This is a genomic window from Serratia sp. Z4 (assembly GCF_009900725.1).
Classification (GTDB): Bacteria; Pseudomonadota; Gammaproteobacteria; order Enterobacterales; family Enterobacteriaceae; genus Serratia; species Serratia nematodiphila.
Map to the genome: position 1 here is coordinate 107,258 of NZ_JAAABD010000001.1, position 24,834 is coordinate 132,091.

The 24,834-nt window shown below is 58.6% G+C and carries 23 protein-coding genes and 1 other RNA gene; 16 read left to right on the forward strand and 8 right to left on the reverse strand.

The window, feature by feature from the left end; genetic code table 11:
- Nucleotides 1-46: 46 nt before the first annotated feature.
- The 8 genes from tig (at nucleotide 47) to GT753_RS00585 (ending at nucleotide 10,009) form a co-directional block, all read left to right on the forward strand.
- Entirely contained in the window at nucleotides 47-1,351 is a 1,305-nt protein-coding gene (gene tig, locus GT753_RS00550; protein WP_031300019.1) for a trigger factor, read from the forward strand.
- 438 nt (nucleotides 1,352-1,789) lie between these two features.
- Entirely contained in the window at nucleotides 1,790-2,413 is a 624-nt protein-coding gene (gene clpP, locus GT753_RS00555; protein WP_015376845.1) for an ATP-dependent Clp endopeptidase proteolytic subunit ClpP, read from the forward strand.
- 143 nt (nucleotides 2,414-2,556) lie between these two features.
- Nucleotides 2,557-3,828, forward strand: coding sequence for an ATP-dependent protease ATP-binding subunit ClpX (clpX, locus tag GT753_RS00560; RefSeq protein WP_004940354.1), 1,272 nt, complete (start codon nucleotides 2,557-2,559; stop codon nucleotides 3,826-3,828).
- Between the two features lie 194 nt (nucleotides 3,829-4,022).
- Nucleotides 4,023-6,377, forward strand: coding sequence for an endopeptidase La (gene lon, locus GT753_RS00565; RefSeq protein WP_004940352.1), 2,355 nt, complete (start codon nucleotides 4,023-4,025; stop codon nucleotides 6,375-6,377).
- Between the two features lie 216 nt (nucleotides 6,378-6,593).
- Complete coding sequence (gene hupB / locus GT753_RS00570) at nucleotides 6,594-6,866, forward strand: nucleoid-associated protein HU-beta (RefSeq protein ID WP_004940351.1); 273 nt, start codon at nucleotides 6,594-6,596, stop codon at nucleotides 6,864-6,866.
- Between the two features lie 178 nt (nucleotides 6,867-7,044).
- The gene (ppiD, locus tag GT753_RS00575) at nucleotides 7,045-8,928 is read left to right on the forward strand and encodes a peptidylprolyl isomerase (protein ID WP_004940347.1); all 1,884 of its coding nucleotides are present in this window, start codon (nucleotides 7,045-7,047) and stop codon (nucleotides 8,926-8,928) included.
- Between the two features lie 138 nt (nucleotides 8,929-9,066).
- Nucleotides 9,067-9,441, forward strand: a complete 375-nt coding sequence (locus tag GT753_RS00580) for a ComEA family DNA-binding protein (protein WP_004940345.1) — start codon at nucleotides 9,067-9,069, stop codon at nucleotides 9,439-9,441.
- Between the two features lie 154 nt (nucleotides 9,442-9,595).
- Entirely contained in the window at nucleotides 9,596-10,009 is a 414-nt protein-coding gene (locus tag GT753_RS00585; protein WP_099982376.1) for a thioesterase family protein, read from the forward strand.
- Between the two features lie 36 nt (nucleotides 10,010-10,045).
- Here GT753_RS00585 and queC read toward each other — a convergent pair whose 3' ends face one another.
- A complete protein-coding gene (queC, locus tag GT753_RS00590) occupies nucleotides 10,046-10,744 on the reverse strand; it encodes a 7-cyano-7-deazaguanine synthase QueC (RefSeq protein ID WP_015376848.1) in 699 nt (232 codons plus the stop codon).
- 115 nt (nucleotides 10,745-10,859) lie between these two features.
- Complete coding sequence (locus tag GT753_RS00595; RefSeq protein WP_015376849.1) at nucleotides 10,860-12,575, reverse strand: SgrR family transcriptional regulator; 1,716 nt, start codon at nucleotides 12,573-12,575, stop codon at nucleotides 10,860-10,862.
- A gap of 104 nt (nucleotides 12,576-12,679) precedes the next feature.
- Between GT753_RS00595 and cof the strand changes: the two genes are divergently transcribed.
- Entirely contained in the window at nucleotides 12,680-13,504 is an 825-nt protein-coding gene (gene cof, locus GT753_RS00600; protein ID WP_004940341.1) for an HMP-PP phosphatase, read from the forward strand.
- A gap of 60 nt (nucleotides 13,505-13,564) precedes the next feature.
- Here cof and GT753_RS00605 read toward each other — a convergent pair whose 3' ends face one another.
- On the reverse strand, nucleotides 13,565-14,605 hold the full coding sequence (locus GT753_RS00605; protein ID WP_015376851.1) for a PLP-dependent cysteine synthase family protein: 1,041 nt from the start codon (nucleotides 14,603-14,605) through the stop codon (nucleotides 13,565-13,567).
- A 122-nt stretch (nucleotides 14,606-14,727) separates the two neighbouring features.
- Here GT753_RS00605 and GT753_RS00610 point away from each other — a divergent pair, with 122 nt between their 5' ends.
- The 5 genes from GT753_RS00610 (at nucleotide 14,728) to amtB (ending at nucleotide 20,768) form a co-directional block, all read left to right on the forward strand.
- Complete coding sequence (locus GT753_RS00610; protein ID WP_004940330.1) at nucleotides 14,728-15,189, forward strand: Lrp/AsnC family transcriptional regulator; 462 nt, start codon at nucleotides 14,728-14,730, stop codon at nucleotides 15,187-15,189.
- 92 nt (nucleotides 15,190-15,281) lie between these two features.
- Nucleotides 15,282-17,057: a multidrug efflux ABC transporter permease/ATP-binding subunit SmdA gene (smdA, locus tag GT753_RS00615; protein WP_015376852.1), complete on the forward strand. Its 1,776-nt coding sequence runs from the start codon at nucleotides 15,282-15,284 to the stop codon at nucleotides 17,055-17,057.
- Nucleotides 17,050-18,828, forward strand: a complete 1,779-nt coding sequence (gene smdB, locus GT753_RS00620) for a multidrug efflux ABC transporter permease/ATP-binding subunit SmdB (RefSeq protein ID WP_160125148.1) — start codon at nucleotides 17,050-17,052, stop codon at nucleotides 18,826-18,828. The genes smdA and smdB overlap by 8 nt, the downstream gene beginning before the upstream one ends.
- A 278-nt stretch (nucleotides 18,829-19,106) precedes the next feature.
- Complete coding sequence (gene glnK, locus GT753_RS00625; RefSeq protein ID WP_004940327.1) at nucleotides 19,107-19,445, forward strand: P-II family nitrogen regulator; 339 nt, start codon at nucleotides 19,107-19,109, stop codon at nucleotides 19,443-19,445.
- Between the two features lie 36 nt (nucleotides 19,446-19,481).
- Nucleotides 19,482-20,768, forward strand: coding sequence for an ammonium transporter AmtB (gene amtB, locus GT753_RS00630; RefSeq protein WP_004940322.1), 1,287 nt, complete (start codon nucleotides 19,482-19,484; stop codon nucleotides 20,766-20,768).
- 90 nt (nucleotides 20,769-20,858) lie between these two features.
- On the opposite strand, the gene tesB is transcribed toward amtB, so the two are convergent.
- The gene (gene tesB / locus GT753_RS00635) at nucleotides 20,859-21,722 is read right to left on the reverse strand and encodes an acyl-CoA thioesterase II (RefSeq protein ID WP_015376854.1); all 864 of its coding nucleotides are present in this window, start codon (nucleotides 21,720-21,722) and stop codon (nucleotides 20,859-20,861) included.
- Between the two features lie 231 nt (nucleotides 21,723-21,953).
- Here tesB and GT753_RS00640 point away from each other — a divergent pair, with 231 nt between their 5' ends.
- Entirely contained in the window at nucleotides 21,954-22,445 is a 492-nt protein-coding gene (locus GT753_RS00640; protein ID WP_015376855.1) for a YbaY family lipoprotein, read from the forward strand.
- Between the two features lie 64 nt (nucleotides 22,446-22,509).
- On the opposite strand, the gene GT753_RS00645 is transcribed toward GT753_RS00640, so the two are convergent.
- Nucleotides 22,510-22,824, reverse strand: a complete 315-nt coding sequence (locus GT753_RS00645; RefSeq protein ID WP_015376856.1) for an MGMT family protein — start codon at nucleotides 22,822-22,824, stop codon at nucleotides 22,510-22,512.
- Between the two features lie 156 nt (nucleotides 22,825-22,980).
- Here GT753_RS00645 and ffs point away from each other — a divergent pair.
- Nucleotides 22,981-23,077, forward strand: an RNA gene (ffs, locus tag GT753_RS00650) — signal recognition particle sRNA small type.
- A gap of 330 nt (nucleotides 23,078-23,407) precedes the next feature.
- On the opposite strand, the gene GT753_RS00655 is transcribed toward ffs, so the two are convergent.
- The 3 genes from GT753_RS00655 to GT753_RS00665 all read right to left on the reverse strand — a co-directional run bounded on the left by GT753_RS00655 (nucleotide 23,408) and on the right by GT753_RS00665 (nucleotide 24,541).
- Nucleotides 23,408-23,611 (reverse strand): HHA domain-containing protein, encoded by a 204-nt coding sequence (locus GT753_RS00655; protein WP_004940313.1) that lies wholly within the window; start codon nucleotides 23,609-23,611, stop codon nucleotides 23,408-23,410.
- Between the two features lie 49 nt (nucleotides 23,612-23,660).
- On the reverse strand, nucleotides 23,661-24,029 hold the full coding sequence (tomB, locus tag GT753_RS00660) for an Hha toxicity modulator TomB (RefSeq protein WP_004940312.1): 369 nt from the start codon (nucleotides 24,027-24,029) through the stop codon (nucleotides 23,661-23,663).
- A gap of 158 nt (nucleotides 24,030-24,187) precedes the next feature.
- On the reverse strand, nucleotides 24,188-24,541 hold the full coding sequence (locus tag GT753_RS00665) for a hypothetical protein (RefSeq protein ID WP_004940311.1): 354 nt from the start codon (nucleotides 24,539-24,541) through the stop codon (nucleotides 24,188-24,190).
- Between the last annotated feature and the right edge of the window lie 293 nt (nucleotides 24,542-24,834).

The following is a 24,834-nucleotide window of genomic DNA, read 5'->3' on the forward strand; positions in this document are numbered from 1 at the left end:
TTGGAACGGAGTTGACCGAGCACTGTGATTTTTTTGAGGTAACAAGATGCAAGTTTCAGTAGAAACCACTCAAGGCCTTGGGCGCCGTCTCTCTATTACTGTACCGGCTGATACTATCAAGCAGGCGGTGAAGAAAGAGCTGATCAACGCAGCGAAAAGCGTGCGTATCGACGGCTTCCGCAAAGGCAAAGTGCCGATGAACATCGTGGAACAGCGTTACGGCGCCTCTGTTCGTCAGGACGTGCTGGGCGAAGCGATGCAGCGCAGCTTCGTTGACGCGATCATCAAAGAAAAGATTAATCCGGCCGGCGCACCAAACTACGTGCCGGGCGAGTACAAAGAAGGTGAAGACTTCACTTTCGCCGTTGAATTCGAAGTGTATCCAGAAGTTGAGCTGAAAGGCCTGGAAAACATCGAAGTCGAAAAACCCGTAGTTGAAGTGAACGACGAAGACGTCGACGCGATGCTGGATACCCTGCGCAAGCAGCAGGCCACCTGGAAAGAAACCGATCGCGCGGCGGAAGCTGAAGATCGCGTGACCGTTGACTTCACCGGTTCTATCGACGGTGAAGAGTTCGAAGGCGGCAAAGCGTCCGACTTCGTGCTGGCAATGGGCCAGGGCCGCATGATCCCAGGCTTCGAAGAAGGCCTGGTCGGTCACAAAGCGGGCGAAGAGTTCTCCATCGACGTGAACTTCCCGGAAGACTACCACGCGGAAAACCTGAAGGGCAAAGCGGCCAAATTCGCTATCGTGCTGAAGAAAGTTGAAGAGCGCGAGCTGCCGGAACTGACCGAAGAGTTCATCAAGCGTTTCGGCGTGGCGGACGGTTCCGTTGCCGGCCTGCGCACCGAGGTTCGCAAGAACATGGAGCGCGAGCTGAAAGGCGCCGTGCGTAACCGCATCAAGTCTCAGGCGATCGAAGGCCTGGTGAGCGCGAACGAAATCGACGTGCCTGCTGCCCTGATCGACGGCGAAATCGACGTGCTGCGTCGTCAGGCTGCACAGCGTTTCGGCGGCAACGAGAAGCAAGCGCTGGAACTGCCACGTGAACTGTTCGAAGAGCAAGCGAAACGCCGCGTAGTGGTTGGCCTGCTGCTGGGTGAAGTGATCAGCACCAACGATCTGAAAGCTGACGAAGACCGCGTGAAGACGCTGATCGAAGAAATGGCCTCCGCCTACGAAGATCCGAGCGAAGTCATCGAGTTCTACAGCAAAAACAAAGAGCTGATGAACAACATGCGCAACGTGGCTCTGGAAGAGCAAGCGGTTGAAGCCCTGCTGGCGAAAGCGAAAGTGACTGAAAAAGCCACTACCTTCAGCGAGCTGATGAACCAGACTCAACAGGCGTAATGCCGGCGTGCCGGGCGCGATGAACGGCGCCCCCGGTTTCGCCTGGCGAACCGGCGCACGATGAAAAAGCCCGCAACCTCAGGTTGCGGGCTTTTCTTTTTGCCACGTTGCTGATTAATCTCAGGTTAAGCGGGATAATATGCACTATATTTACCCTGTTGCCTGGGGAACTGGCTGGCATGATAAAGGTCAGAATAACGGCATCGTTTCCGGCGAGCGGAGAAAATCGGCCTCTGGGCTTGAAATCGCGCCGGGCTCCCCCCATCTGTAAAGAATGATTCTGGGGCTGTTTGCCAAAGTGCGCGGGATAAAACAACCGTCGGGTACGTGCGGCGCGGGTCGAATGCTTGAGCATAGTCATCATGGCCGTTCTCAAGTAGAATCGGCGTATTAGGGTGACACCCTGGCCGCCAAGGCAATTTCTATTAGGAGACGGTAATGTCATACAGTGGCGAACGAGATCAATTTGCACCGAACATGGCGCTGGTGCCGATGGTGGTAGAGCAGACTTCACGCGGGGAGCGTTCTTACGACATTTATTCCCGCCTGCTGAAAGAGCGCATCATTTTCCTGACCGGCCAGGTGGAAGATCACATGGCCAACCTGATCGTGGCGCAAATGTTGTTCCTCGAAGCGGAAAGCCCGGAAAAAGACATTTACCTCTACATCAACTCGCCGGGTGGGGTAATTACCGCGGGCATGTCAATTTACGACACCATGAAGTTCATCAAGCCGGACGTCAGCACCATCTGTATGGGCCAGGCGTGCTCGATGGGCTCCTTCCTGCTGACCGCGGGCGCCAAAGGCAAACGTTTCTGCCTGCCGAACTCGCGCGTGATGATTCACCAGCCGCTGGGCGGCTACCAGGGCCAGGCGACGGACATCGAAATCCATGCGCGTGAAATCCTCAAGGTGAAAGCGCGCATGAACGAACTGATGGCCGAGCATACCGGCCAGCCGCTGGAGCAGATCGAGCGCGATACCGAGCGCGATCGCTTTATGACCGCGGACGAAGCCGTGGAATACGGCCTGGTTGACGGCATTCTGACACACCGCAGCTAGAACCACGCGGCGCCGATGGACTATAGTAATCAGAGTGGGCAGGGGCTCGCTCTGTTGTAGCCCCTCGGCGTTCCCGATATGAGTTTGGGCGCACTGCCGCCGTGATTTTCCTGCGGGACAAGACTAAAGAAGAGGTTTGACTGATGACAGATAAGCGCAAAGACGGTTCAGGAAAGCTGCTGTACTGCTCTTTTTGCGGCAAAAGCCAGCATGAAGTGCGTAAGCTGATTGCCGGGCCGTCAGTGTATATCTGCGATGAATGTGTCGATCTGTGTAACGACATTATTCGCGAAGAGATTAAAGAAGTTGCCCCGCATCGTGAGCGCAGTGCGCTGCCGACGCCACACGAAATTCGCCACCACCTGGATGACTACGTCATCGGCCAGGAGCAGGCGAAGAAAGTGCTGGCGGTTGCGGTGTACAACCACTACAAACGCCTGCGCAACGGCGATACCAGCAACGGTATCGAGTTGGGCAAGAGCAACATCTTGCTGATCGGCCCGACCGGCAGCGGCAAGACTCTGCTGGCGGAAACGCTGGCGCGCTTCCTGGACGTGCCGTTCACCATGGCCGACGCCACCACGCTGACCGAAGCCGGTTACGTGGGCGAGGACGTGGAAAATATTATCCAGAAGCTGTTGCAAAAATGTGACTATGACGTGCAGAAAGCGCAGCGCGGCATCGTTTATATCGATGAAATCGATAAGATTTCCCGTAAGTCTGACAACCCGTCGATCACGCGTGACGTCTCGGGTGAAGGCGTGCAGCAGGCGCTGCTGAAGCTGATTGAAGGCACCATCGCCGCGGTTCCACCGCAGGGCGGGCGCAAGCATCCGCAACAGGAATTCCTGCAGGTCGATACTTCCAAGATCCTGTTTATCTGCGGCGGCGCATTTGCCGGCTTGGATAAGGTGATCGGTCAACGCGTCAACACCGGCTCCGGCATCGGCTTCGGCGCGACCGTCAAGGGCGAGTCCGAGAAGGCCACCGAAGGCGAACTGCTGCTGCAGGCCGAACCGGAAGATTTGATCAAGTTTGGTCTGATCCCTGAGTTCATCGGCCGTCTGCCGGTGGTGGCGACCCTGAGCGAGCTGAGCGAGGACGCGCTGATTCAGATCCTGAAAGAGCCGAAGAACGCCCTGACCAAGCAGTATCAGGCGCTGTTCAATCTGGAAGGCGTGGAGCTGGAGTTCCGCGACGAAGCGCTGAACGCCATCGCCAAGAAAGCCATGGCGCGCAAAACCGGCGCCCGCGGCCTGCGTTCCATCGTGGAAGGCGCGCTGCTCGACACCATGTACGATCTGCCGTCGATGGACAGCGTAGACAAAGTGGTGATCGACGAGTCGGTGATCGCCGGCCAATCCAAACCGCTGCTGATTTACGGCAAGCCTGAAGCCCAGGCGTCTGGCGAATAATTAGCCAGTTAAACCAGCGCGTTATCAGCAAAATGGGGGATTTCATCCCCCATTTCTTTTTCCTGCATTCTTGCCGTTGAATGTAAGAGATTCATCCCCATATACTCATTAACCAGATTTTATGAAACGTTAGATGCTTGCGTCTCATGAGATTCCCCCTCAACCTGGCGGAAATTAAACTAAGAGAGAGCTCTATGAACCCTGAGCGTTCCGAACGCATTGAAATCCCCGTTTTGCCATTGCGCGACGTGGTGGTTTATCCGCACATGGTGATCCCGTTATTTGTTGGCCGGGAAAAATCGATTCGGTGCCTCGAAGCCGCAATGGATCACGATAAGAAGATCATGCTGGTGGCACAGAAAGAGGCCTCAACGGATGAACCTGGCATTAACGACTTGTTCTCGGTCGGCACCGTAGCGTCGATCCTGCAGATGCTGAAGCTGCCGGACGGCACGGTAAAAGTGCTGGTCGAGGGGCTGCAGCGCGCACGCATCACTACGCTGTCCGACAGCGGTGAGCATTTCGCCGCGCAGGCGGAATACCTTGAGTCGCCGGCTATCGACGAGCGCGAGCAGGAAGTGCTGGTGCGCACCGCGATCAATCAGTTTGAAGGCTATATCAAACTGAATAAAAAAATCCCGCCGGAGGTGCTGACGTCACTCAACAGCATCGACGACGCCGCGCGCCTGGCGGACACCATCGCCGCCCACATGCCGCTGAAACTCAGCGACAAGCAGTCGGTGCTCGAGATGTCCGACATCACCGAGCGTCTGGAATACCTGATGGCGATGATGGAGTCGGAGATCGACCTGCTGCAGGTTGAGAAACGCATCCGTAACCGCGTCAAGAAGCAGATGGAGAAGAGCCAGCGCGAGTACTATCTGAATGAGCAGATGAAGGCGATTCAGAAAGAACTGGGCGAGATGGACGACGCGCCGGACGAGCACGAAGCGCTGAAGCGCAAGATCGATGCGGCGAAAATGCCGAAAGAGGCGCGCGAAAAAACCGAAGCGGAACTGCAAAAGCTGAAGATGATGTCGCCGATGTCGGCGGAAGCGACCGTGGTGCGCGGCTACATCGACTGGATGCTGCAGGTGCCGTGGAATGCGCGCAGCAAGGTGAAAAAAGACCTGAACAAGGCGCAGGAAGTGCTCGATACCGATCACTACGGCCTGGAGCGCGTGAAAGATCGCATCCTCGAGTACCTCGCGGTACAGAGCCGCGTCAGCAAAATTAAGGGGCCGATCCTGTGTCTGGTGGGGCCGCCGGGCGTGGGTAAAACCTCGCTGGGGCAGTCGATCGCCAAGGCGACCGGTCGCCAGTACGTGCGCATGGCGCTGGGCGGCGTGCGTGACGAAGCGGAAATCCGCGGTCACCGTCGTACCTACATCGGATCGATGCCGGGCAAACTGATCCAGAAGATGGCCAAGGTTGGGGTGAAGAACCCGCTGTTCCTGCTGGATGAGATCGACAAGATGTCTTCCGACATGCGCGGCGATCCGGCCTCCGCTCTGCTGGAGGTGCTGGATCCGGAACAGAACGTGGCGTTCAACGACCACTACCTGGAAGTGGATTACGATCTGTCCGACGTGATGTTTGTCGCCACCTCGAACTCGATGAACATTCCTGCGCCGCTGCTGGATCGTATGGAAGTAATCCGCCTGTCGGGTTATACCGAGGACGAGAAGCTCAACATCGCCAAACAGCACCTGCTGCCGAAGCAGCTCGAGCGCAATGCGCTGAAAAAAGGCGAGTTGACGGTCGACGACAGCGCCATCATCGGCATTATTCGCTTCTATACCCGCGAAGCCGGGGTGCGCAGCCTGGAGCGTGAAATCTCCAAACTGTGCCGTAAAGCGGTGAAAACGCTGCTGATGGACAAGAAGCGCAAGCATATCGAGATCAACGGCGACAACCTGAAGGATTACTTGGGCGTGCAGCGCGTCGATTACGGCCGTGCGGATACCGAAAACCGCGTGGGCGAAGTCACCGGGCTGGCGTGGACGGAAGTGGGCGGCGATTTGCTGACCATCGAAACCGCCTGCGTGCCGGGCAAAGGCAAGCTGACCTACACCGGTTCTCTGGGTGAAGTGATGCAGGAATCGATTCAGGCGGCGCTGACCGTGGTGCGCGCGCGCGCGGAGAAATTGGGCATCAACGCCGATTTCTACGAGAAACGCGACATCCACGTGCACGTGCCGGAAGGGGCGACGCCGAAAGATGGCCCGAGCGCCGGTATCGCGATGTGCACCGCGCTGGTCTCCTGCCTGACCGGCAACCCGGTACGCGCCGATGTGGCGATGACCGGCGAGATCACGCTGCGCGGTCAGGTGTTGCCGATCGGCGGCCTGAAAGAGAAGCTGCTGGCGGCGCATCGCGGCGGCATCAAAACCGTGCTGATCCCTTACGAGAACAAGCGCGATCTGGAAGAGATTCCGGACAATGTTATCGCCGATCTGGAGATTCATCCGGTGCAGCGAATCGATGAAGTTTTGAACATTGCGTTGCAAAACCCGGCCTTCGGCGCACTGCCGGTAGCGGCAAAATAGTGACGAATCGCAAAAACCATTGATAAAACTTATACTGGCAAGCCATTTCGGACTTGCCAGTATTTTTTTGTACCGCTAAGTTAGATCTCTGTCGGCCCGCGTTTTGTCACCCAGTCGGTGGCTTGCCAAGGTTCGATGGGATTGATATAACAGCTGCGCTGTCGCAACCGTAGGGATTTTTCGGTGCGACGATAGAATTCTAGAGGGGATGATAGAGTGAATAAGTCACAACTGATCGACAAGATTGCCGCAGGTGCTGATATTTCCAAAGCGGCAGCGGGACGTGCTTTAGACGCAGTAATCGCTTCCGTTACCGACTCCCTGAAAGCAGGGGATGACGTGGCTCTGGTAGGTTTCGGTTCCTTTACCGTGCGTGAACGTTCGGCCCGTACCGGCCGCAACCCGCAAACCGGTAAAGAGATCAAGATCGCGGCAGCCAAAGTACCTGCCTTCCGTGCAGGGAAAGCGCTGAAAGACGCTGTAAACTGATTTAGCGTCTAACCGTTTAGCGTAACAGGGTTTTGTAATAAACAATCACCTGACGCAGCGGTGCTGGTAAGGTAAGATACAAGGCGCATCGGACTGATGCGCTTTTTTTATTTTTGTCGCAGGGAACGCGCCTGCGCAAGGGTTGTTAATCCACATCACAGCGGAGTGTTGTCACACTATGATGGACAATTTACGCGCGGCTGCCAATCACGTCGTGCTCAAAATCATCCTGGCCCTGATCATCCTGTCATTCGTTCTGACCGGGGTGGGTAACTACCTGATCGGCGGCTCCGGCGATTATGCTGCGAAAGTAAATGGTCAGACGATCGAACGCGCTCAGTTGGAACAGGCTTTCCAAAGTGAGCGCAGCCGCATGCAGCAGCAGCTGGGTGACCAGTTCTCTGCGCTGGCCGGCAACGAAGGCTACATGCAGCAGATGCGCCGTCAGGTGTTGTCCCAGTTGATCGACAACATGCTGCTTGACCAGTATGCCAAGAAGCTGGGCCTGGCGGTCAGCGACGATCAGATCAAGGACGCCATCCGCAAGGCGCCTTACTTCCAGACCAACGGCCAGTTCGATAACGCCAAATATCTCGATCTGATTGGCCGCATGGGCTACACCGCCGACAATTTCGCGCAGTCGATGCGACAGCAGTTGGTCAATCAGCAGGTGATCCAGGCCTTCGGCGAGTCCGGTTTCGTGCTGCCGTCTGAATCGCAAGCCATGGCGGCGCTGGTGCTGCAGGAGCGCGACGTGCGCCTGGCGACCATCGATTTGAAAGCGCTGCAGGCGAAACAGAGCGCCGGCGACGACGAACTGAAGGCGTATTACGATCAGAACAAGAACAGCTTCATCGCCCCGGAGCAGGTGAAGGTGAGCTATATCCCGCTGGACGCCGCGTCCATGCAGGACAAGGTGAAAGTGAGCGAAGAGGACATCAACGCTTACTACGACCAGCACAAGAGCAGCTACGGCCAGCCGGAGCGTAAAAACTACAGCGTGATCCAGCTGAAAACCGAGGCGGAAGCCAACGCGGCGCTGGATGAGCTGAAGAAGGGCGCCGATTTCGCCACCCTGGCGAAAGAAAAATCCACCGACATCATCTCACGCCGCACCGGCGGCGAGCTGGGTTGGCTGGAGCCGGAAACCACCGCCGACGAACTGAAGCAGGCTAACCTGACCGAGAAAGGGCAGCTGTCTGGCGTAGTGAAATCCTCTGTCGGCTACCTGATCGTGCGTTTGAACGACATCGAACCTGAGAAACTGAAACCGCTGAGCGAAGTGCATGACGCCATCGCCAAGCAGGTGCAGCAGGAGAAAGCGGTAGACGCCTATTACGCGCTGCAGCAGAAGGTGAGCGAAGCGGCGACCAGCGACAACGAATCTTTGGCCTCGGCTGAGGAAGCGGCCGGCGTGAAAGCGGCGCAAAGCGACTGGTTCACCCGCGACAACATCCCTGCCGCGCTGAACTTCAAACCGGTGGTGCAGGCGATCTTCGACGGCTCGCTGATCGGCGAGAACGGCGCGCCGGGCAGCAACTCCGACGTGATCACCGTAGACGGCGACCGCGCTTTCGTGGTGCGCGTGAGCGGCCACAAGCCGGAAGGCATCGAACCGTTCGACCAGGTAAAAGACCGCGTGGCGGAACTGGTGAAACGCAACAAGGCGCTGCAGGCAGCGAAGCTGCAGGGCGAGAAGCTGCTGGTTGAGCTGAAGCAGGGCAAGGGCGACGAAGCGATGAAAGCCGCCGGCCTGAGCTTTGGCGCCGTGCAGAAGATGGCGCGCGCGCCGGAAGACAGCCAGCTGGTGGAGAGCGTGTTCGCGCTGCCGCACCCGCAGGACGGCAAACCGGTTTACGGCATGTCGCAGGATCGTCAGGACAACGTGGTGCTGATTGCGCTTGATGCGGTGAAGCCAGGCACGCTGCCGGAAGACGAAATGAAAACCTTCGTCGGCAAGATGGAAGAGGGCGCGACCGGCGTTTCCTTCGATTCGCTGCTGGCGAGCCTGCGTAAAGAAGCCAAGATCAAAATGGGCGCCGCTGAGCAACAGCCTCAGTAATCGCCGCATTTTTCTGCAACGCAGTGCAACAAACAAAGGCCGCTTTCGCGGCCTTTTCCATATCTGACATCTGTCGATTGCTGAATATCCGCCGCCGCGGCAAGGTAGCCGTGCTGTCACACACAAGGAGGATACAGCATGCAATATTCAGAGAAAAAAGCGTTTTTCGGTTACCGTCGTCACGTTAACGCCGCGCTGACCGCGCTGTTGTTATGCCTGGCCGGCCCGGCCGCCGCGGTGGAAAAAAACGAGGCGCCGATGCTCTCAACACCGGCGAGCCATGGCGGACAATCGGTGATGACCAAGGCAACCGAAGAGGCGGCGGTCAGCATCAATCAGGCCACTGCCGAACAACTGGCCGCCGCCTTGAGCGGCGTCGGCCTGAAGAAGGCGGAAGGCATCGTGCGCTATCGCGAACAGAACGGGCCGTTCACCCAGGTTGAGCAGTTACAGGAGGTACCGGGCATCGGGCCGGCGCTGTTTGAGAAGAACCGCACCCGGCTGAAAATGTGATCCCGGTCGCGGCTGCGTGGCAAAATGGCGCTGAGGCCGTGACTCCTCTGCTACATTTTACAGGTCTTACCAGTTTGGCGCGTTGACCAAACGGGCGAGGGAGCCAGCGCGGCTCCCTCTTTCTGTAATCACCAGGCAGGAGCGATCGTTCCCTATGCAAACCTTTATCAAAGTTCGCGGTTATCACCTTGATGTTTACCAGCACGTTAACAACGCCCGCTATCTGGAGTTTCTGGAAGAGGCGCGTTGGGACTGGTTGGAGAACGAAGCCGGGTTCCGCTGGATGACGGAAAACAACATCGCTTTCATCGTGGTGAACATCAATATCAATTACCGCAGCCCGGCGGTATTGGGGGATAAGCTGCGTATCGACAGCCAGATGGTGCAGCTCAACGGCAAGAGCGGGGTGCTGAGCCAAAAGGTGACGCAGGATCCGGCGGGGACGCCGGTGGCAGACGCGCTGCTGACTTTCGTGTGCGTCGATCTGAAAACGCAGCGTGCGCTGCCGATCGAAGGAGAATTGCGCGAGCACCTGGAGGCGCTCACGCTGAAGGATAATCCGCAGTAAGCTCACGGGCGGCATAGGCTGCCGCCGTCACTGCCCTCAGGCCAGGCCGGCTTTCTGCTTCAACGCCGCCATCACTTCTGCCTGGTTGGCCCGGTACTGCGTCAGGCCATTGGCGCGCAGGTTGCAGGCGGCGCACTCGCCGCAGCCGTCACCCTTGATGCCGTTGTAGCAGGTCAGCGTATCCTGGCGTACGCGATCCAGCTGGTGGTAATAATCCGCCAGCGCCCAGGTCTCGGCCTTGTTCAGCCACATCAGCGGCGTTTCGAAGCGGATATCGCGGGCGATGCCCAGCGTCACCGCCTTGTTCAGCGCTTTAACGAACTCGTCGCGGCAATCCGGGTAGCCGGAGAAATCGGTTTCACACACGCCGGTGATCACCGCTTCCGCTTCGACCTGGTAGGCGTAGATCGCCGCCAGCGTCAGGAACAGGATGTTGCGGCCCGGTACGAAGGTGCTCGGCAGCGCATTTTTCTGGTTGGGATCGTAGGTGGGAACCGGAATATTGTCCCGCGTCAGGCTGCTGACGGCCAGCTCATTGAGCAGCGTTACGTCCAGCACCTTGTGCGCCTTGGCACCGAGGGCTACCGACAGCTCTTGAGCCACTTCAATCTCGGCGCGATGGCGCTGGCCGTAATCGAACGTGACGCAGTGAACTTCGTCATACTGTTGCAATGCCTGGATTAAGCAGGTCGTGGAGTCTTGTCCACCGCTGAAAACGACAACCGCGCGCTTCATAAAATCACCTTTTTGGGCTTTGGCCTCTCCCGATACACATTCGGGCGGCAGGATAAAAATTGCGTTGCGGCGACAATAGTAGCAGAAAGGGCCGCCAGGCGCAGGGCGGTTCGGCTCAGGCCGGTGCGTTGTCCACCGGCGGCGGCAGCCACGCCTGGCAAAAATCGAACCAGCCGTGGGCGGTCAGCGTGACGCCATGCATGCGCGGCGGCGCGCTGATCTGATACTGGTAGTGGAACAGCGGCGTGATGATGGCGGCGGCCATCAGCCGTTGATAATAGGCCTGCAGCCGTGCGAAACGCGGTTGCTGCGCCTGCAGCTGCTGGATCTGCCGCAGCGTATCCTGTTGCTGCTGCCAGCGGCTTTCCGTCAGGATGCCGCGCCACAGCGTATCCTGCCGCAGCCAGCTCTCCAGCGTCGCCTCCGGCGCTTCGCCGATCAGGTTGTCCGCCAGCAGCAGATCGGCCTGGGCGATCTGTTCCTCGCTTTGCCAGCGCTTGCCGGCATAGTAACGCACTTCCAGCTCGCAGCCGTGCTGCGCGAGCAACCGCTGTAGCGCGGCCGTCACCGTTTCCAGCTCGACCGGCGGCCGATACAGCAGCGTCAGCCGGGCGGGCAGGGCGACATCCTCTTCGACCTGTTGGTGGGGGATGCGCCAGCCGGGCAGCATTTCATGGCTGGGGGTGATCACGCTGTTGGGGATCGGCAGATGGCTCAGCAGGCCGGACTGCTGGATCAGCATCAGCAGCTTTTGCCCCTGGGCTTCGTTCAGCACGCCGTGGCGCAGGTTCAGCGCCAGATAACACCAGCCCAGGCTCATGCTGCGCTGCACCGGCCGGGCCTGCGCCAAATCGTCTTGCTGGCCTATGGTGATGCGCACCGGATGCTGGCAACTGGTGTAGGTGCCGGCGGTAGGCAAATCGGGGGTGATCCAGTATTCGATGGTATCCAGATACGGATGCTGCAGATGATAACCGGCGTGCTGTTCCAGCCGCACCAGCTGCGGCTCATTCAGTGTCAGCTTGAACGGGCCGGCGCCGATGGCCGGCAGCTCCGGGTGAGTCATCAGGCAAGGCAGCTCCGCCAGCCGGTGGGCCAGCCAGTAGTCCGGCAGGTGCAGATCGAACTGAATGCACAACGGATGCGGCAGGCTGATGCGCGTGACGTTGGCCAGGCTCGGTTGGCTGCGCGGATGGCGCTGCAGTTTTTCCAGCGTTTGCAGCAGTTGGTGGCCGGTCAACGGTTCGCCGTTGTGCCAGCGCAGCTGGCTGCGCAGAAAGAAGCGCCAGCGCAGGCCGCGATCGCTAATCTGCCAATGGTGCGCCAGATCGGGCTGCGGTTCCGGGTTACCGGTCATCAGGCGCGTCAGTCCGGCGTGCAGGGTCGACACCAGATGTTGTTCGGCGCGGCCGGTCAATGTGAGCGGGTCGAGCGCTTCCAGCGTGCGGTAATAGGGAATACGCAGCGTCGGGCTGCCGGCCTGCCATTGCCCGCCGAGGTGCGGGCTGAGCAGATCCTGCAGGTGCTGCGGATCGAGCTGCGCCATCTCCAGCGCTCCCTGATGATTGCCCTGTTGCAGCAGCTGTTGAAGCAGCTGCGCGCGCAGTTCATCCGGGGTTTTCAGGCAGTGCAGGCGAGCGCGCTTACCGCGGCCGGGCTGCGAATACCAGCTCAGCCAGCCCTGATCCTGCAGCTGCTGCACCAGCGTGCGGGCGTGCCGCTCGCTGCAGTAGAACATCGCCGCCAGCTCGCCGATGGTCACGGCGACCGGCGCGCTGCCGAGCTGTTGATACAGGCGTTGATATTGGCTGAGACGGTGAACCAGGCGCATGGGCAGAAATCCGGAACAGTTTTCTCAAATTGTTCACTATTACTTCCGCAAATACCATCCCATACTGCAGTGATTGTAATCGCGTTCACATTCATGAGGTCTTTATGTATCGCCTGGCAGCTTTCGATATGGACGGCACGCTGTTGATGCCGGATCACCGGGTTGGCCCGGAAACGCTGGCGGTGCTGAACCAGCTGGTGGAGCGGGAGATGGTGGTGACGTTCGCCACCGGGCGCCACTACCTCGATGCGCAACCGATCATGGCGCAACTGGGGCTGCAGGGTTACCTGATCACCGGCAACGGCACGCGGGTATATGACAACCGTGGCCAACAGCTGCACGCCACCGACCTGCCGGCGGCGGTGGCCGAAGAGGTGCTGCATCATCATTGGCGCACCCGCGCCAGCATGCATGTATTCCGCGACGAAGGTTGGCTGACCGAGTTTCCCGTGCCGGAAGAGATGCTGCGGGCGCATCACCTGAGCGGTTTTCGTTTTCAACTGGCCGATGTGCGCCGTCTGCCGGCGTTCGGCAACAGCAAGGTGTGCTTTGTCGCGCCACATGAGGAGTTGCTGGCGTTGCAGGTGCAGCTGCGGGCGCAATTGGGCGATGAGGCAGACCTGTGCTTTTCCGCCTACGACTGTCTGGAGGTGCTGCCGCTCGGTTGCAACAAAGGCACGGCGCTGGAGCGGCTGAGCCGTCATCTGGGGCTGACGATGGCCGACTGCATGGCGTTCGGCGACGCGATGAACGACAAAGAGATGCTGGGAGCGGTGGGGCACGGCGTGGTGATGGGAAACGCCCTGCCGCAGCTGAAATCCCTGCTGCCGCAGCTACCGGTTATCGGCCATTGCCAACAACAGGCGGTGGCTCACTATTTACAACATTGGCTGCGTTCACCTTGCCTCACCTATTCCCCCGAAGAATGAGGTTCTCCTTACAGCCGGCCGGGTATGACTACCCGGCTTTTTTTTACCCGAAGCCTGGCGTTACAAATCCGCCAGCTGCGCGAGATACGGCTGCAGATCGCCGATGTTGTTGCTGACCCATTCCGGGTTGTAATAAGTATCCAGATAACGCTCGCCGCTGTCGCACAGCAGGGTAACGATCGACCCTTGCTCGCCGTTTTCCCGCATCTGCTTCGCCAACTGCAGCGCACCCCAAACGTTGGTGCCGGTAGAGGCGCCAACCTTGCGGCCCAGCACGCCTTCCAGCCAGTGAATGGTGGCGACGCTGGCGGCATCCGGCACGCGCAGCATGTTGTCGACCACCGACGGGATGAACGACGGCTCGGCGCGCGGACGGCCGATGCCTTCGATACGGCTGCCGCAGCTGCCGATCAGGGTGCGATCGCCGTGGTGGAAGCAGTCATAGAACACCGAGTTTTCCGGATCGACCACCGTCAATTGGGTGTCGTGCCCCTGATAGCGGATGTAGCGCCCCAGCGTGGCAGAGGTGCCGCCGGTGCCGGCGCTCATCACGATGTGTTTCGGCACCGGGAAAGGTTCGCGCGCCATCTGGCGGAAGATGCTGTCGGCGATGTTGTTGTTGCCGCGCCAGTCGGTGGCGCGCTCGGCGTAGGTGAACTGATCCATATAGTGGCCGTTCAGCTCTTTCGCCAGCTGTTCGGAGGCAGCGTAGATTTGGGCGGCATGATCGACGAAGTGACAGCGGCCGCCGTAAAAGGCGATCTGTTCCACCTTGCGGCGCGCGGTGCAGGACGGCATTACCGCGATGAACGGCAGGCCGATCAGACGGGCGAAGTAGGCTTCGGACACCGCGGTGCTGCCGGACGAGGCCTCGATGATGGTGGTGTTCTCGGTGATCCAGCCGTTGCACAGGCCATAAAGGAACAGCGAGCGCGCCAGGCGGTGTTTCAGGCTGCCGGTCGGGTGGGTGCTCTCGTCTTTCAGGTACAGGCAGATGCCGGGAAACGCCGGCAGGTTCAGGCGAATCAGGTGCGTATCGGCGGAGCGCTGAAAATCCGCTTCTATTTCACCGATAGCATATTTTACCCAAGAGTTTGTCATGATATGGCCTCAGAATAGGGGGCTGGTTTATGGCGTAGCATAGCCTGTCGGCGGGAAAAAAGGATTGCCATTTTCCCTGTTTAATCGCCTAATGGGAGAAAATTTTTCTCCGGGTGGCCGCTATGTTAGATAAAACAGACCGTAAGCTGCTGTGCATGCTGCAGCAAGATTGCACCCAGTCGCTGCAGGCGCTGGCCGATGCGGTTAATTTGACCTCTACGCCATGCTGGAAGCGCCTGAAGCGTCTGGAAGACGAAGGCTATATCCGCGGCCGGGTGGCCTTGCTGGATAATGAAAAGCTCGGCCTGGGGCTGACGGCGTTCGTGCTGATCAAGACCCAGCAGCACAGCAGCGAGTGGTATCAGGCGTTTGTGCAGCTGACCAGCCAGATGCCCGAGGTGCTGGCGTTCTACCGGATGGCGGGGGAGTACGACTACCTTATGCAGGTCGAAGTGGCGGACATGAAAAGCTACGACGGCTTTTATAAGCGCCTGGTGAACGGCGTACCGGGCCTTATTGACGTCACCTCGAGCTTTGCCATGGAAAAAATCAAATACACCACTGCGCTGCCGGTGCCGGAGTGAAAAGTTAACCGGACGGGCGGCTCAACGGTGGTATCCTGCTCTGCTGAAGCAGAAAAAGAGACAAATCCCATAAAATCCTGGAATCAAACTGCGTGAGATTATTTGCACAAATCGGCTGGTACTTCCGCCGGGAGTGGCGCCGCTACCTCGGGGCGGTGGTGCTGCTGATCGTCATCGCCATCCTGCAACTGTTGCCGCCTAAGCTGGTCGGCATCATCGTGGACGGCGTCACCGAAAAACAGATGTCCACCGGCGTGCTGTTGGCCTGGCTTGGGCTGATGATCGGCACCGCGATCGTCGTTTACCTGCTGCGCTATGTGTGGCGGGTGCTGCTGTTCGGCGCTTCCTACCAGCTGGCGGTCGAACTGCGCGAAAACTTTTACCGCCAGCTCAGCCGACAAAACCCGGCGTTCTACCTGCGCCATCGCACCGGCGACCTGATGGCGCGCGCCACCAACGATGTGGATCGCGTGGTGTTCGCCGCCGGTGAAGGCGTGCTGACGTTGGTGGATTCGCTGGTGATGGGGGTGGTGGTGCTGGTGGTGATGAGCACCCAAATCAGCTGGCAGCTGACGGTGTTGGCGTTAATCCCGATGCCGCTGATGGCGATCGCCATCAAATATTACGGCGACCAGTTGCACCAGCGCTTTAAATCGGCGCAGGCGGCGTTTTCCAGCCTGAACGATCAGGCGCAGGAAAGCATGACCAGCATCCGCATGATCAAGGCCTTCGGGCTGGAAGATCACCAATCCAACCGTTTCGCCGACGTCGCGGCGCAGACCGGGGCCAAGAACATGCACGTGGCGCGGGTGGATGCGCGCTTCGATCCGACCATTTATATCGCCATCGGCGCGTCTAACCTGTTGGCTATCGGCGGCGGCAGCTGGATGGTAGTGAACGGTTCGCTGACGCTCGGGCAACTGACCAGCTTTGTGATGTACCTCGGCCTGATGATCTGGCCAATGCTGGCGCTGGCCTGGATGTTCAATATCGTCGAGCGCGGCAGCGCGGCCTACAGCCGCATCCGCAGCCTGCTCGACGAGGCGCCGGCGGTGCAGGATGGCCCGCAGGCGTTGCCGGCCGGGCGCGGCGTGCTGGAGGTGGATATCCGCGCGTTCCACTACCCGGAAAACCCGCATCCGGCGCTGCACGATGTGGCGCTGACGCTGAAACCAGGGCAAATGCTGGGGCTGTGCGGGCCGACTGGGGCCGGCAAATCGACGCTGCTGTCGCTGATCCAGCGCCAGTTCGACGTCGATCAAGGGCAGATCCGCTATCACGGCCTGCCGTTGCCGCAGGTCAAACTCGACGACTGGCGTTCGCGGCTGTCGGTGGTGAGCCAAACGCCGTTCCTGTTCTCCGATACCGTGGCGAACAACATCGCACTGGGCCAGCCGGGGGCGACGCAGGCGCAGATCGAACAGGCGGCGCGGTTGGCCAGCGTCCATGAGGACATTCTGCGGCTGCCGCAGGGCTATGACACCGAGGTGGGCGAACGCGGCGTGATGCTGTCGGGCGGGCAGAAACAGCGCATCTCCATCGCGCGCGCGCTGCTGCTGGATGCGGAGATCCTGATCCTCGACGATGCGCTATCGGCGGTGGATGGCCGTACCGAACACCAGATCCTGCACAACCTGCGCAGCTGGGGGCAAGATCGCACGGTGATCATCAGCGCACACCGGCTGTCGGCATTAACCGAGGCCAGCGAAATCCTGGTGATGCAGCACGGCGGCGTGGCGCAGCGCGGCGATCCGGCGGCGCTGGCGGCGCAGCCGGGCTGGTATCGCGATATGTACCGCTATCAGCAGCTGGAAGCGGCGCTGGACGAAGCGCCGGAAAACGGCGAGGAGGCGTTGGCCGATGAATAAAGTGCAAAAGCTGTGGCCGACGCTGAAGCGCCTGCTGGCCTACGGTTCGCCGTACCGCAAACCGTTGGGGGTGGCGGTGCTGATGCTGTGGGTGGCGGCGGCGGCGGAAGTCGCCGGGCCGATCCTGGTGAGCTATTTTATCGATAATTACGTCGCCAAAGGGCAACTGCCGCTGATGATCGTCGGCGGGCTGGCGGCGGTCTACATTCTGCTGGAGCTGCTGGCGGCGGCGCTGCATTACTTCCAGGCGCTGCTGTTCAACCAGGCGGCGGTAGGCGTGGTGCAGCGGCTGCGCACCGACGTGATGGACGCCGCGCTGCGCCAGCCGCTCAGCGCCTTCGACACGCAACCGGTCGGGCAATTGATCTCGCGCGTCACCAACGACACCGAAGTGATCAAGGACCTGTACGTGATGGTGGTCTCCACGGTGCTGAAAAGCGCCGCGCTGATCGGCGCCATGCTGGTGGCGATGTTCAGCCTCGACTGGCGCATGGCGCTGGTGGCTATCTGCATCTTCCCGGCGGTGTTCGTGGTGATGGGCATCTATCAATATTACAGCACGCCGATTGTGCGCCGGGTGCGCAGTTATCTGGCGGACATCAACGACGGCTTCAACGAAGTGATCAACGGCATGGGCGTGATCCAGCAATTCCGCCAGCAGGTGCGCTTCGGCGAGCGCATGAGCGCCGCCAGCCAGTCGCACTATCTCGCGCGCATGCAGACGCTGCGGCTCGACGGTTTCCTGCTGCGGCCGCTGCTCAGCCTGTTTTCGGCGCTGGTGCTGTGCGGTTTGCTGATGTTGTTCGGCTTCAGCGGTGAAGGCGTGATTGGCGTCGGCGTACTCTATGCCTTCATCAACTACCTGGGGCGTTTGAACGAACCGTTGATCGAGCTGACGTCACAACAGTCGATCCTGCAGCAGGCGGTGGTGGCCGGCGAACGCATTTTCGAACTGATGGATCGCAGCCAGCAGAGTTACGGTACCGACGATAGTCCGTTGGCCGGCGGCCGCATCGACATCACCGATCTGAGCTTCGCTTACCGCGCGGACAAAAAGGTGCTGCAGCATATTTCTCTGTCGGTGCCGTCGCGCGGCTTCGTGGCGCTGGTCGGGCACACCGGCAGCGGCAAGAGCACCTTGGCCAACCTGCTGATGGGCTATTACCCGGTCAGCGAGGGAGAAGTGCGTCTCGATGGCCGCCCGATCTCCAGCTTGTCGCACCGCACGCTGCGCCAGGGCGTGGCGATGGTGCAGCAGGATCCGGTGGTGATCGCCGATTCGGTGCTGGCCAACGTCACGTTGGGGCGCAATATCGAGGAAGACGCCGTTTGGCGAGCGCTGGAAACGGTGCAGTTGGCGGATCTGGTGCGTGGCTTCCCGCAGGGTATTCACACCCGACTGGGGGAGCAGGGCAATAACCTGTCGGTTGGGCAGAAACAGCTGCTGGCGATGGCGCGGGTCTTGGTGCAGGCGCCGCAGATCCTGATCCTCGACGAGGCGACCGCCAATATCGACTCGGGCACCGAGCAGGCTATCCAGCGCGCGCTGCGTGCGATCCGCGAGCACACCACGCTGGTGGTGATCGCTCACCGCCTCTCGACGATCGTCGATGCCGATTCCATTCTGGTGCTGCATCGCGGCCAGGCGGTGGAGCAGGGCAACCATCAACAGCTGCTGGCGCAGCAGGGGCGCTACTACCAGATGTATCAGCTGCAGCTGGCGGGCGAGCAGTTGGCGGAAGCGGTGCGCGAGGAGAGCCAACCCGCCTGAATATGGGCCGCGCTCGCGGCCCTTCTTTCTTTCCAACGCACCATAAGCAGGCAAACCATCTGGGCCACGCCCCCTTTCTGCACTTTTTCGACGCGACACGCACCAAATCAGTGCGCATTATTTAACCTATTCAAGGTATCGGTGCCGTGCTGCCTCGCGGCTGCGCCCGCGTGCCCGCTAATCCGCTGAATCGCCATGCAAAATAAAATTTGGCACAGCCCTTGCTACATATGACGCGTACCAGGGGTGAGTTTGGGCTTAATTCGTGGAGGGGCAATATGAAGCTGGTGACCGTGGTAATCAAACCGTTCAAGCTGGAGGACGTGCGCGAGGCCTTGTCCTCCGTGGGTATTCAGGGATTGACCGTAACCGAAGTGAAGGGCTTTGGCCGCCAGAAGGGGCACGCCGAGCTGTATCGCGGCGCCGAATATAACGTCAATTTCCTGCCCAAGGTCAAAATCGATATCGCCATCGCCGACGATCAGTTGGATGAAGTGGTTGATGTGATTAGCAAAGCCGCCTACACAGGCAAAATCGGCGACGGCAAAATTTTCGTTGCCGAGTTGCAACGTGTGATCCGCATTCGCACCGGCGAAACCGACGAATCGGCACTGTAACCGCGAACTCAGTTAAGTGATGGGGATGGATTGATAATGAAAAGACTGTTATCCATGTTGGGCCTGAGTTCGGTAACCCTGGTTCCTTCTTTGGCCCTGGCCGCCCCGGCGGTCGCTGATAAGGCCGACAACGCCTTTATGATGATCTGCACCGCGTTGGTGCTGTTCATGACGCTGCCGGGCATCGCGCTGTTTTACGGTGGCTTGCTGCGCGGCAAAAACGTGCTGTCGATGCTGACGCAGGTCACCGTCACCTTCGCGCTGGTCTGCGTGCTGTGGGTGTTGTATGGCTATAGCCTGGCGTTCAGCGAGGGCAATGCGGTGTTCGGCGGGTTCGAAACGGCGATGCTGAAAGGCATCGGCATCGACAGCGTCACCGGCAGCATCAGCCAAATGATCCACGTCGCCTTCCAGGCCTCCTTCGCCTGTATCACCGTGGCGCTGGTGGTGGGTGGCTTCGCCGAACGCATTCGCTTCTCGGCGGTGCTGATCTTCGCGATCCTCTGGTTCACGCTGTCTTATCTGCCGATCGCGCACATGGTGTGGGGCGGCGGTTACCTGGCCGCCGACGGCGCCTTGGACTTCGCCGGCGGCACCGTGGTGCACATCAACGCCGCCAGCGCCGGGTTGATCGGCGCCTACCTGATTGGCAAGCGCGCCGGCTTCGGTAAAGAGGCCTTCAAACCGCACAACCTGCCGATGGTGTTTACCGGGGCGTCCATCCTGTATATCGGCTGGTTCGGCTTCAATGCCGGTTCCGCCAGCGCGGCCAACGGCATTGCGGCTCTGGCATTCCTCAACACCGTGGTTGCCACTGCGGGCGCCATTCTCTCCTGGACCTTCGCCGAGTGGGTGCTGCGCGGCAAGCCTTCATTGCTGGGCGCCTGCTCCGGCATGATCGCCGGGCTGGTAGCAGTGACGCCGGCGGCGGGCACCGTGGGCGTGGGCGGGGCGTTGATCATCGGTCTGGTGGGCGGCGTCGCCGGCCTGTGGGGCGTCGTGACGCTGAAAAAATGGCTGAAAGTGGACGACACCTGCGACGTGTTCGGTGTGCACGGGGTGTGCGGCATCGTCGGCTGCCTGTTGACCGGGGTGTTCACCGCCTCTTCACTGGGCGGCACCGGTTACGCCGAAGGGGTGACGATGGGCCATCAGGTCTGGATCCAACTGGTGAGCGTGCTGATCACGCTGGTGTGGTCGAGCGTCGCCGCCTTTATCGCCTTCAAGATCGCGGGCGCCATGGTTGGATTGAGAGTGCCGGAGGAGCAGGAACGCGAGGGGCTGGACGTCAACAGCCACGGCGAGAGCGCCTACAACCAGTAAGGCTCAAAGCAGGGCAGTGCGCTAAAGACTAAAATAATGATGAAGCCAAAAGGGGCGATGGAAACATCGCCCCTTTCTTTATGCTGCGGATCAGGCGTCGCGTTGGCGAATCACCCCTTCCTGCACGGTGGTGGCGACCAGTACGCCGTCGCGGGTATAAATCTGGCCGCGTACAAAGCCACGTGCGCCGGAGGCAGAGGAGCTCTCCACCGCGTACAGCAGCCAGTCATCCATGCGGAACGGACGGTGGAACCACATTGAGTGGTCAATGGTAGCCACCTGCATGCCCGGCTCGAGGAAGCCGACGCCGTGCGGCTGCAGCGCCGTCGGCAGGAAGTTAAAGTCCGACGCGTAGCCCAGCAGATATTGGTGGATGCGCTGATCGTCCGGCATGCTGCCGTTGGCGCGGAACCACACGTAGCGATGCGGTTCTTCCACGCTGCCTTTCAGCGGGTTATGGAATTTCACCGGGCGCATTTCGATCGGCTTCTGGCCGATAAATTTTTCGCGCACTTTTTCCGGCAGCATATGCGCCAGCTTCTGGGCGATCTCTGACTCAGACAGCAGCCCTTCCGGCGGCGGCACGTCCGGCATCTGGTTCTGGTGCTCGAAACCTTCTTCCGGGCTCTGGAAGGAGGCGGTCATATAGAAGATAGGTTTGCCGTGCTGGATGGCGCTGACGCGACGGGCGCTGAAGCTGTTGCCGTCGCGCAGGGTTTCCACGTCGTAAACGATAGGCTTGCTGCTGTCGCCCGGGCGCAGGAAGTAACTGTGGAACGAATGCACGCTGCGTTCGTCCGGCACCGTCTGTTTGGCGGCGTACAACGCCTGGCCGACCACCTGCCCGCCGAACACCTGGCGCAGCCCCAGATCTTCACTCTGACCGCGGAACAACCCTTCTTCGATTTTCTCCAGATCCAGCAGATCGAGGAGGTTTTGCAATGCCTGGCTCATAAAGTTGTTACCTTTCTAATAATCATTTTGCGCAGTGTGCGGAATATCACGGCGCGGCGTCAACATTTTGCGTTAAGGGGCCGATGAGAATGCTCTTAATCATGGACGCCTTGGGCTGTTTAAGTGATTAATAGGCGGGGTAAAGTGGATTTATCAGTGTTTTGTGCTAGGTTTAATAGGTGAGGTGGTGAAAGCCACCAACATGTTGATAATAAAAAAGGAGACCGATCCATGAAACTCTGGCAAATCGTAGGCGGTGCCGCGGCACTGACGATCACGCTGGCAGGATGCGCGCAAAAGAGTGCCGATGTGCCTACACAGACGGCCGGTAACCCGGCGGCTGCGCAAACGCAGATTCAGGGCCCGGCGGTGACAGGTTCGGTTAATATACGTCAGCGCATTGCGCTGCCGCCGGACGCCGTACTGACGGTCACCCTCTCTGACGCTTCGCTGGCAGATGCGCCGTCCAAAGTGATTGCACAGCGCGCGGTGCGTACTGAAGGACAGCAGGCGCCATTCAGCTTTACGCTGCCGTACAACCCGTCCGACATCCAACCGAATGCGCGCATCATTCTGAGCGCAGCGGTGACGGTCAACGGGCGCCTGATGTTCATTACCGACACCATCCAGGAAGTGGTTAACCGCAACGGCACCCGCGCCGATCTGCTGCTGGTTCCGGTGCAGGGCGTGCCGATGCAGGCTGCGCCAACCGCCATGCAGTAAACTTACTGCGGTACAGCAAGATGAAATCAACAGCCTTTGCGCTTCGGCCAAAGGCTGTTTTGTTTTACCAGCGCCAGCCGTAGCGTTCGAAATCGACCGTGCTGTGCGGGCCGAAAATTATCCCCTCCGCTAGCAGTGCCTGCCGTTGCCGTTGAAAATCCTCCCCCTGCTGCGAGATCTGTCCGTGGCGGTTGATCACCCGGTGCCAGGGCAGCGTGCTGCCTTCCGGCAAACGCCGCAGCACGCCGCCAACCTGACGCGCGGCGCGCGGCGAGCCGGCCAGCCGGGCGACTTCACCGTAAGTGGTGACTTTGCCGTAAGGAATGGCGGCCACGATATGGAAAACCCGCTGGCTGAAAGAGGCGTCTTCTGGTTGCATATTGCTGTTCCTGCGCGAATCAAAATCCAGGCGAAGAGTGTGCCACAATGCAGGTGGGCAAGAAAACAGCGGTTGGCCCCGGTTGGCTTGCTATTTGGTGGGGCATCGCCGATAATGCCCACCGCTTCGGAGTACAGAAGCCGTCAATGGGGGCCCTGTTGGTTCTCCCGCAACACTAACTTGTGAACTCGGTCAGGTCCGGAAGGAAGCAGCCGCAGCAGGTGACGTGTGTGCCGGGATGTAGCTGGCAGGGTCCCCACCCATTTGGGTTTCGCCAATCCGCGCTTTTGCCACCTCTCCTCCACGTATCTATTATCCATTTCTGTCATCAGGCAGAGCGACACGCATTTCTTTTCTTCCCGCCTTCAATTCTTTTGGATAATGAATTAGCGGTTCTGGGGAGCGGGCACAGTGAGGCGGGCGATGAGATAACCTGTCTCGATTAAAAAAGAAAATTGTTTCCGCGCAATATTATTATCGGAAGAGGGAACGCAAGTGAAGTTTTACTGTCAATAGGAAAAGTACGTATTCAACTTGAACATTGAAGCCGATAAAAGCATCGGCTCAACGCGTTGGGGGCTGATTATCTGACATATTTCCAAACGGAGGTGGGGATTTTGTCATACAGTTTGTTCATGGTGAGCTCTGCCAGACGATGATCTGCCGCTGAGTAAAACAGCTCCAGTTCATCATCGGAAAGCTCGTACTTATTTTTCTCAATAACACGTTCGAGAGTATCAATCGTGGTGCATTTACGTAAACGCATCAGATAGTCGGTTTTAGTCATGGTGGCCTTTAGTTTAATAACCGTAAAATAGCTTGGGAATAATTATCCCCTAAGTTTTCATTGTCGTACAGATGTCCTCTCCTGAGAACATTCTGAATAATCTCGCCTTGGTTTTTTGCCAGCGGCGCAGGTCGGAATCATTGATACCATAGCTGCTGAACAGCGTATAGGTATCGTCGAGATATTCTTCGACTAACTCCGACAGGTCAGATTCGTCCATGTATTTAATTTTATAACTCATCACAAACGAAGCGATATGTTCGATCAACTCATTAAGCTGCAGGTTGACGGAGGACGTCGGATCGTTGACCCACCCATGATGACTGTCTCCCAGGGTAGCGATACCTTCATCATACAAATTTTCGCACAAGAATTTGAGCTGAGCAATGTCGTGTCGCTTAGGCGAATACTCATCCATATCATCCCCTCCGTAAGTCTTAATTGCGGTGTGATAACACTATGTGAGTAAGCTGATTTACATCATGAACGGAGGCAGCTTAACGGTGGTTAAATAAACTTCCCGTAAAATGAATATAAATCATTTTTTCGCGTTTGGCCTGTAGTTATTACTTAAACTTACAATTCATCCGCAGTTGATGGTCGTGAGTTATCAATGATGTCGAAGATTAAACCCCGCGCCGTCACTCGAAACCGGACGCTGTCGTTGATGATATCTTCGCTGTTGATATCCAGGCAGGCATTAAAAATGCCCCACTTATAACGATAACTCATTGAATAATCGCTGTCACCTTGTTGCACTATATCAAGTATTTCTAATGAATCTTCGGCATAGCGTGCGCTTTCAGAATAAAAGCTGAGTCCGCTGGTCAGCGCCGGCACTAACTCCGCAATATTGTCATGAACCACTTTCTTTAATTTTTTAACAGAAAGTGCGTTGACGTCCAGGTTACAGGCAAGGGTAACAAGCATTAATCTCGGCCAACAACAATGTTATCTGCTTATCTTACTCCTTTTCCGCCCTCGTCGGTAAATTTTTCGATTTACCGCTGTTCTTTACCTTACGCCAACATTCCAACCGAACGGAAATATCCCTGGGTTTTGTAAGGGCGTGGGGGGGGGGATCCGCTGTGCGAGGGATTGTTACGTTCCGTTGCATTATTGTCGCGCCATAGCTTGAGCTACGGCAGTTGTTGTGATGTTATATTATAACTCTTATCCATCATTTTGGTCATCACATTGATTCCCACTTCACGACATGGTGC

Bases quoted from the DNA above. Each gene is read 5' to 3' on its own strand.
- tig (WP_031300019.1), top strand. From the start codon at position 47: ATGCAAGTTTCAGTAGAAACCACTCAAGGCCTTGGGCGCCGTCTCTCT.
- clpP (WP_015376845.1), top strand. From the start codon at position 1,790: ATGTCATACAGTGGCGAACGAGATCAATTTGCACCGAACATGGCGCTG.
- clpX (WP_004940354.1), top strand. From the start codon at position 2,557: ATGACAGATAAGCGCAAAGACGGTTCAGGAAAGCTGCTGTACTGCTCT.
- lon (WP_004940352.1), top strand. From the start codon at position 4,023: ATGAACCCTGAGCGTTCCGAACGCATTGAAATCCCCGTTTTGCCATTG.
- ppiD (WP_004940347.1), top strand. From the start codon at position 7,045: ATGATGGACAATTTACGCGCGGCTGCCAATCACGTCGTGCTCAAAATC.
- GT753_RS00580 (WP_004940345.1), top strand. From the start codon at position 9,067: ATGCAATATTCAGAGAAAAAAGCGTTTTTCGGTTACCGTCGTCACGTT.
- GT753_RS00585 (WP_099982376.1), top strand. From the start codon at position 9,596: ATGCAAACCTTTATCAAAGTTCGCGGTTATCACCTTGATGTTTACCAG.
- queC (WP_015376848.1), bottom strand. From the start codon at position 10,744: ATGAAGCGCGCGGTTGTCGTTTTCAGCGGTGGACAAGACTCCACGACC.
- GT753_RS00595 (WP_015376849.1), bottom strand. From the start codon at position 12,575: ATGCGCCTGGTTCACCGTCTCAGCCAATATCAACGCCTGTATCAACAG.
- cof (WP_004940341.1), top strand. From the start codon at position 12,680: ATGTATCGCCTGGCAGCTTTCGATATGGACGGCACGCTGTTGATGCCG.
- GT753_RS00605 (WP_015376851.1), bottom strand. From the start codon at position 14,605: ATGACAAACTCTTGGGTAAAATATGCTATCGGTGAAATAGAAGCGGAT.
- GT753_RS00610 (WP_004940330.1), top strand. From the start codon at position 14,728: ATGTTAGATAAAACAGACCGTAAGCTGCTGTGCATGCTGCAGCAAGAT.
- smdB (WP_160125148.1), top strand. From the start codon at position 17,050: ATGAATAAAGTGCAAAAGCTGTGGCCGACGCTGAAGCGCCTGCTGGCC.
- glnK (WP_004940327.1), top strand. From the start codon at position 19,107: ATGAAGCTGGTGACCGTGGTAATCAAACCGTTCAAGCTGGAGGACGTG.
- amtB (WP_004940322.1), top strand. From the start codon at position 19,482: ATGAAAAGACTGTTATCCATGTTGGGCCTGAGTTCGGTAACCCTGGTT.
- tesB (WP_015376854.1), bottom strand. From the start codon at position 21,722: ATGAGCCAGGCATTGCAAAACCTCCTCGATCTGCTGGATCTGGAGAAA.
- GT753_RS00640 (WP_015376855.1), top strand. From the start codon at position 21,954: ATGAAACTCTGGCAAATCGTAGGCGGTGCCGCGGCACTGACGATCACG.
- GT753_RS00645 (WP_015376856.1), bottom strand. From the start codon at position 22,824: ATGCAACCAGAAGACGCCTCTTTCAGCCAGCGGGTTTTCCATATCGTG.
- GT753_RS00655 (WP_004940313.1), bottom strand. From the start codon at position 23,611: ATGACTAAAACCGACTATCTGATGCGTTTACGTAAATGCACCACGATT.
- tomB (WP_004940312.1), bottom strand. From the start codon at position 24,029: ATGGATGAGTATTCGCCTAAGCGACACGACATTGCTCAGCTCAAATTC.
- GT753_RS00665 (WP_004940311.1), bottom strand. From the start codon at position 24,541: ATGCTTGTTACCCTTGCCTGTAACCTGGACGTCAACGCACTTTCTGTT.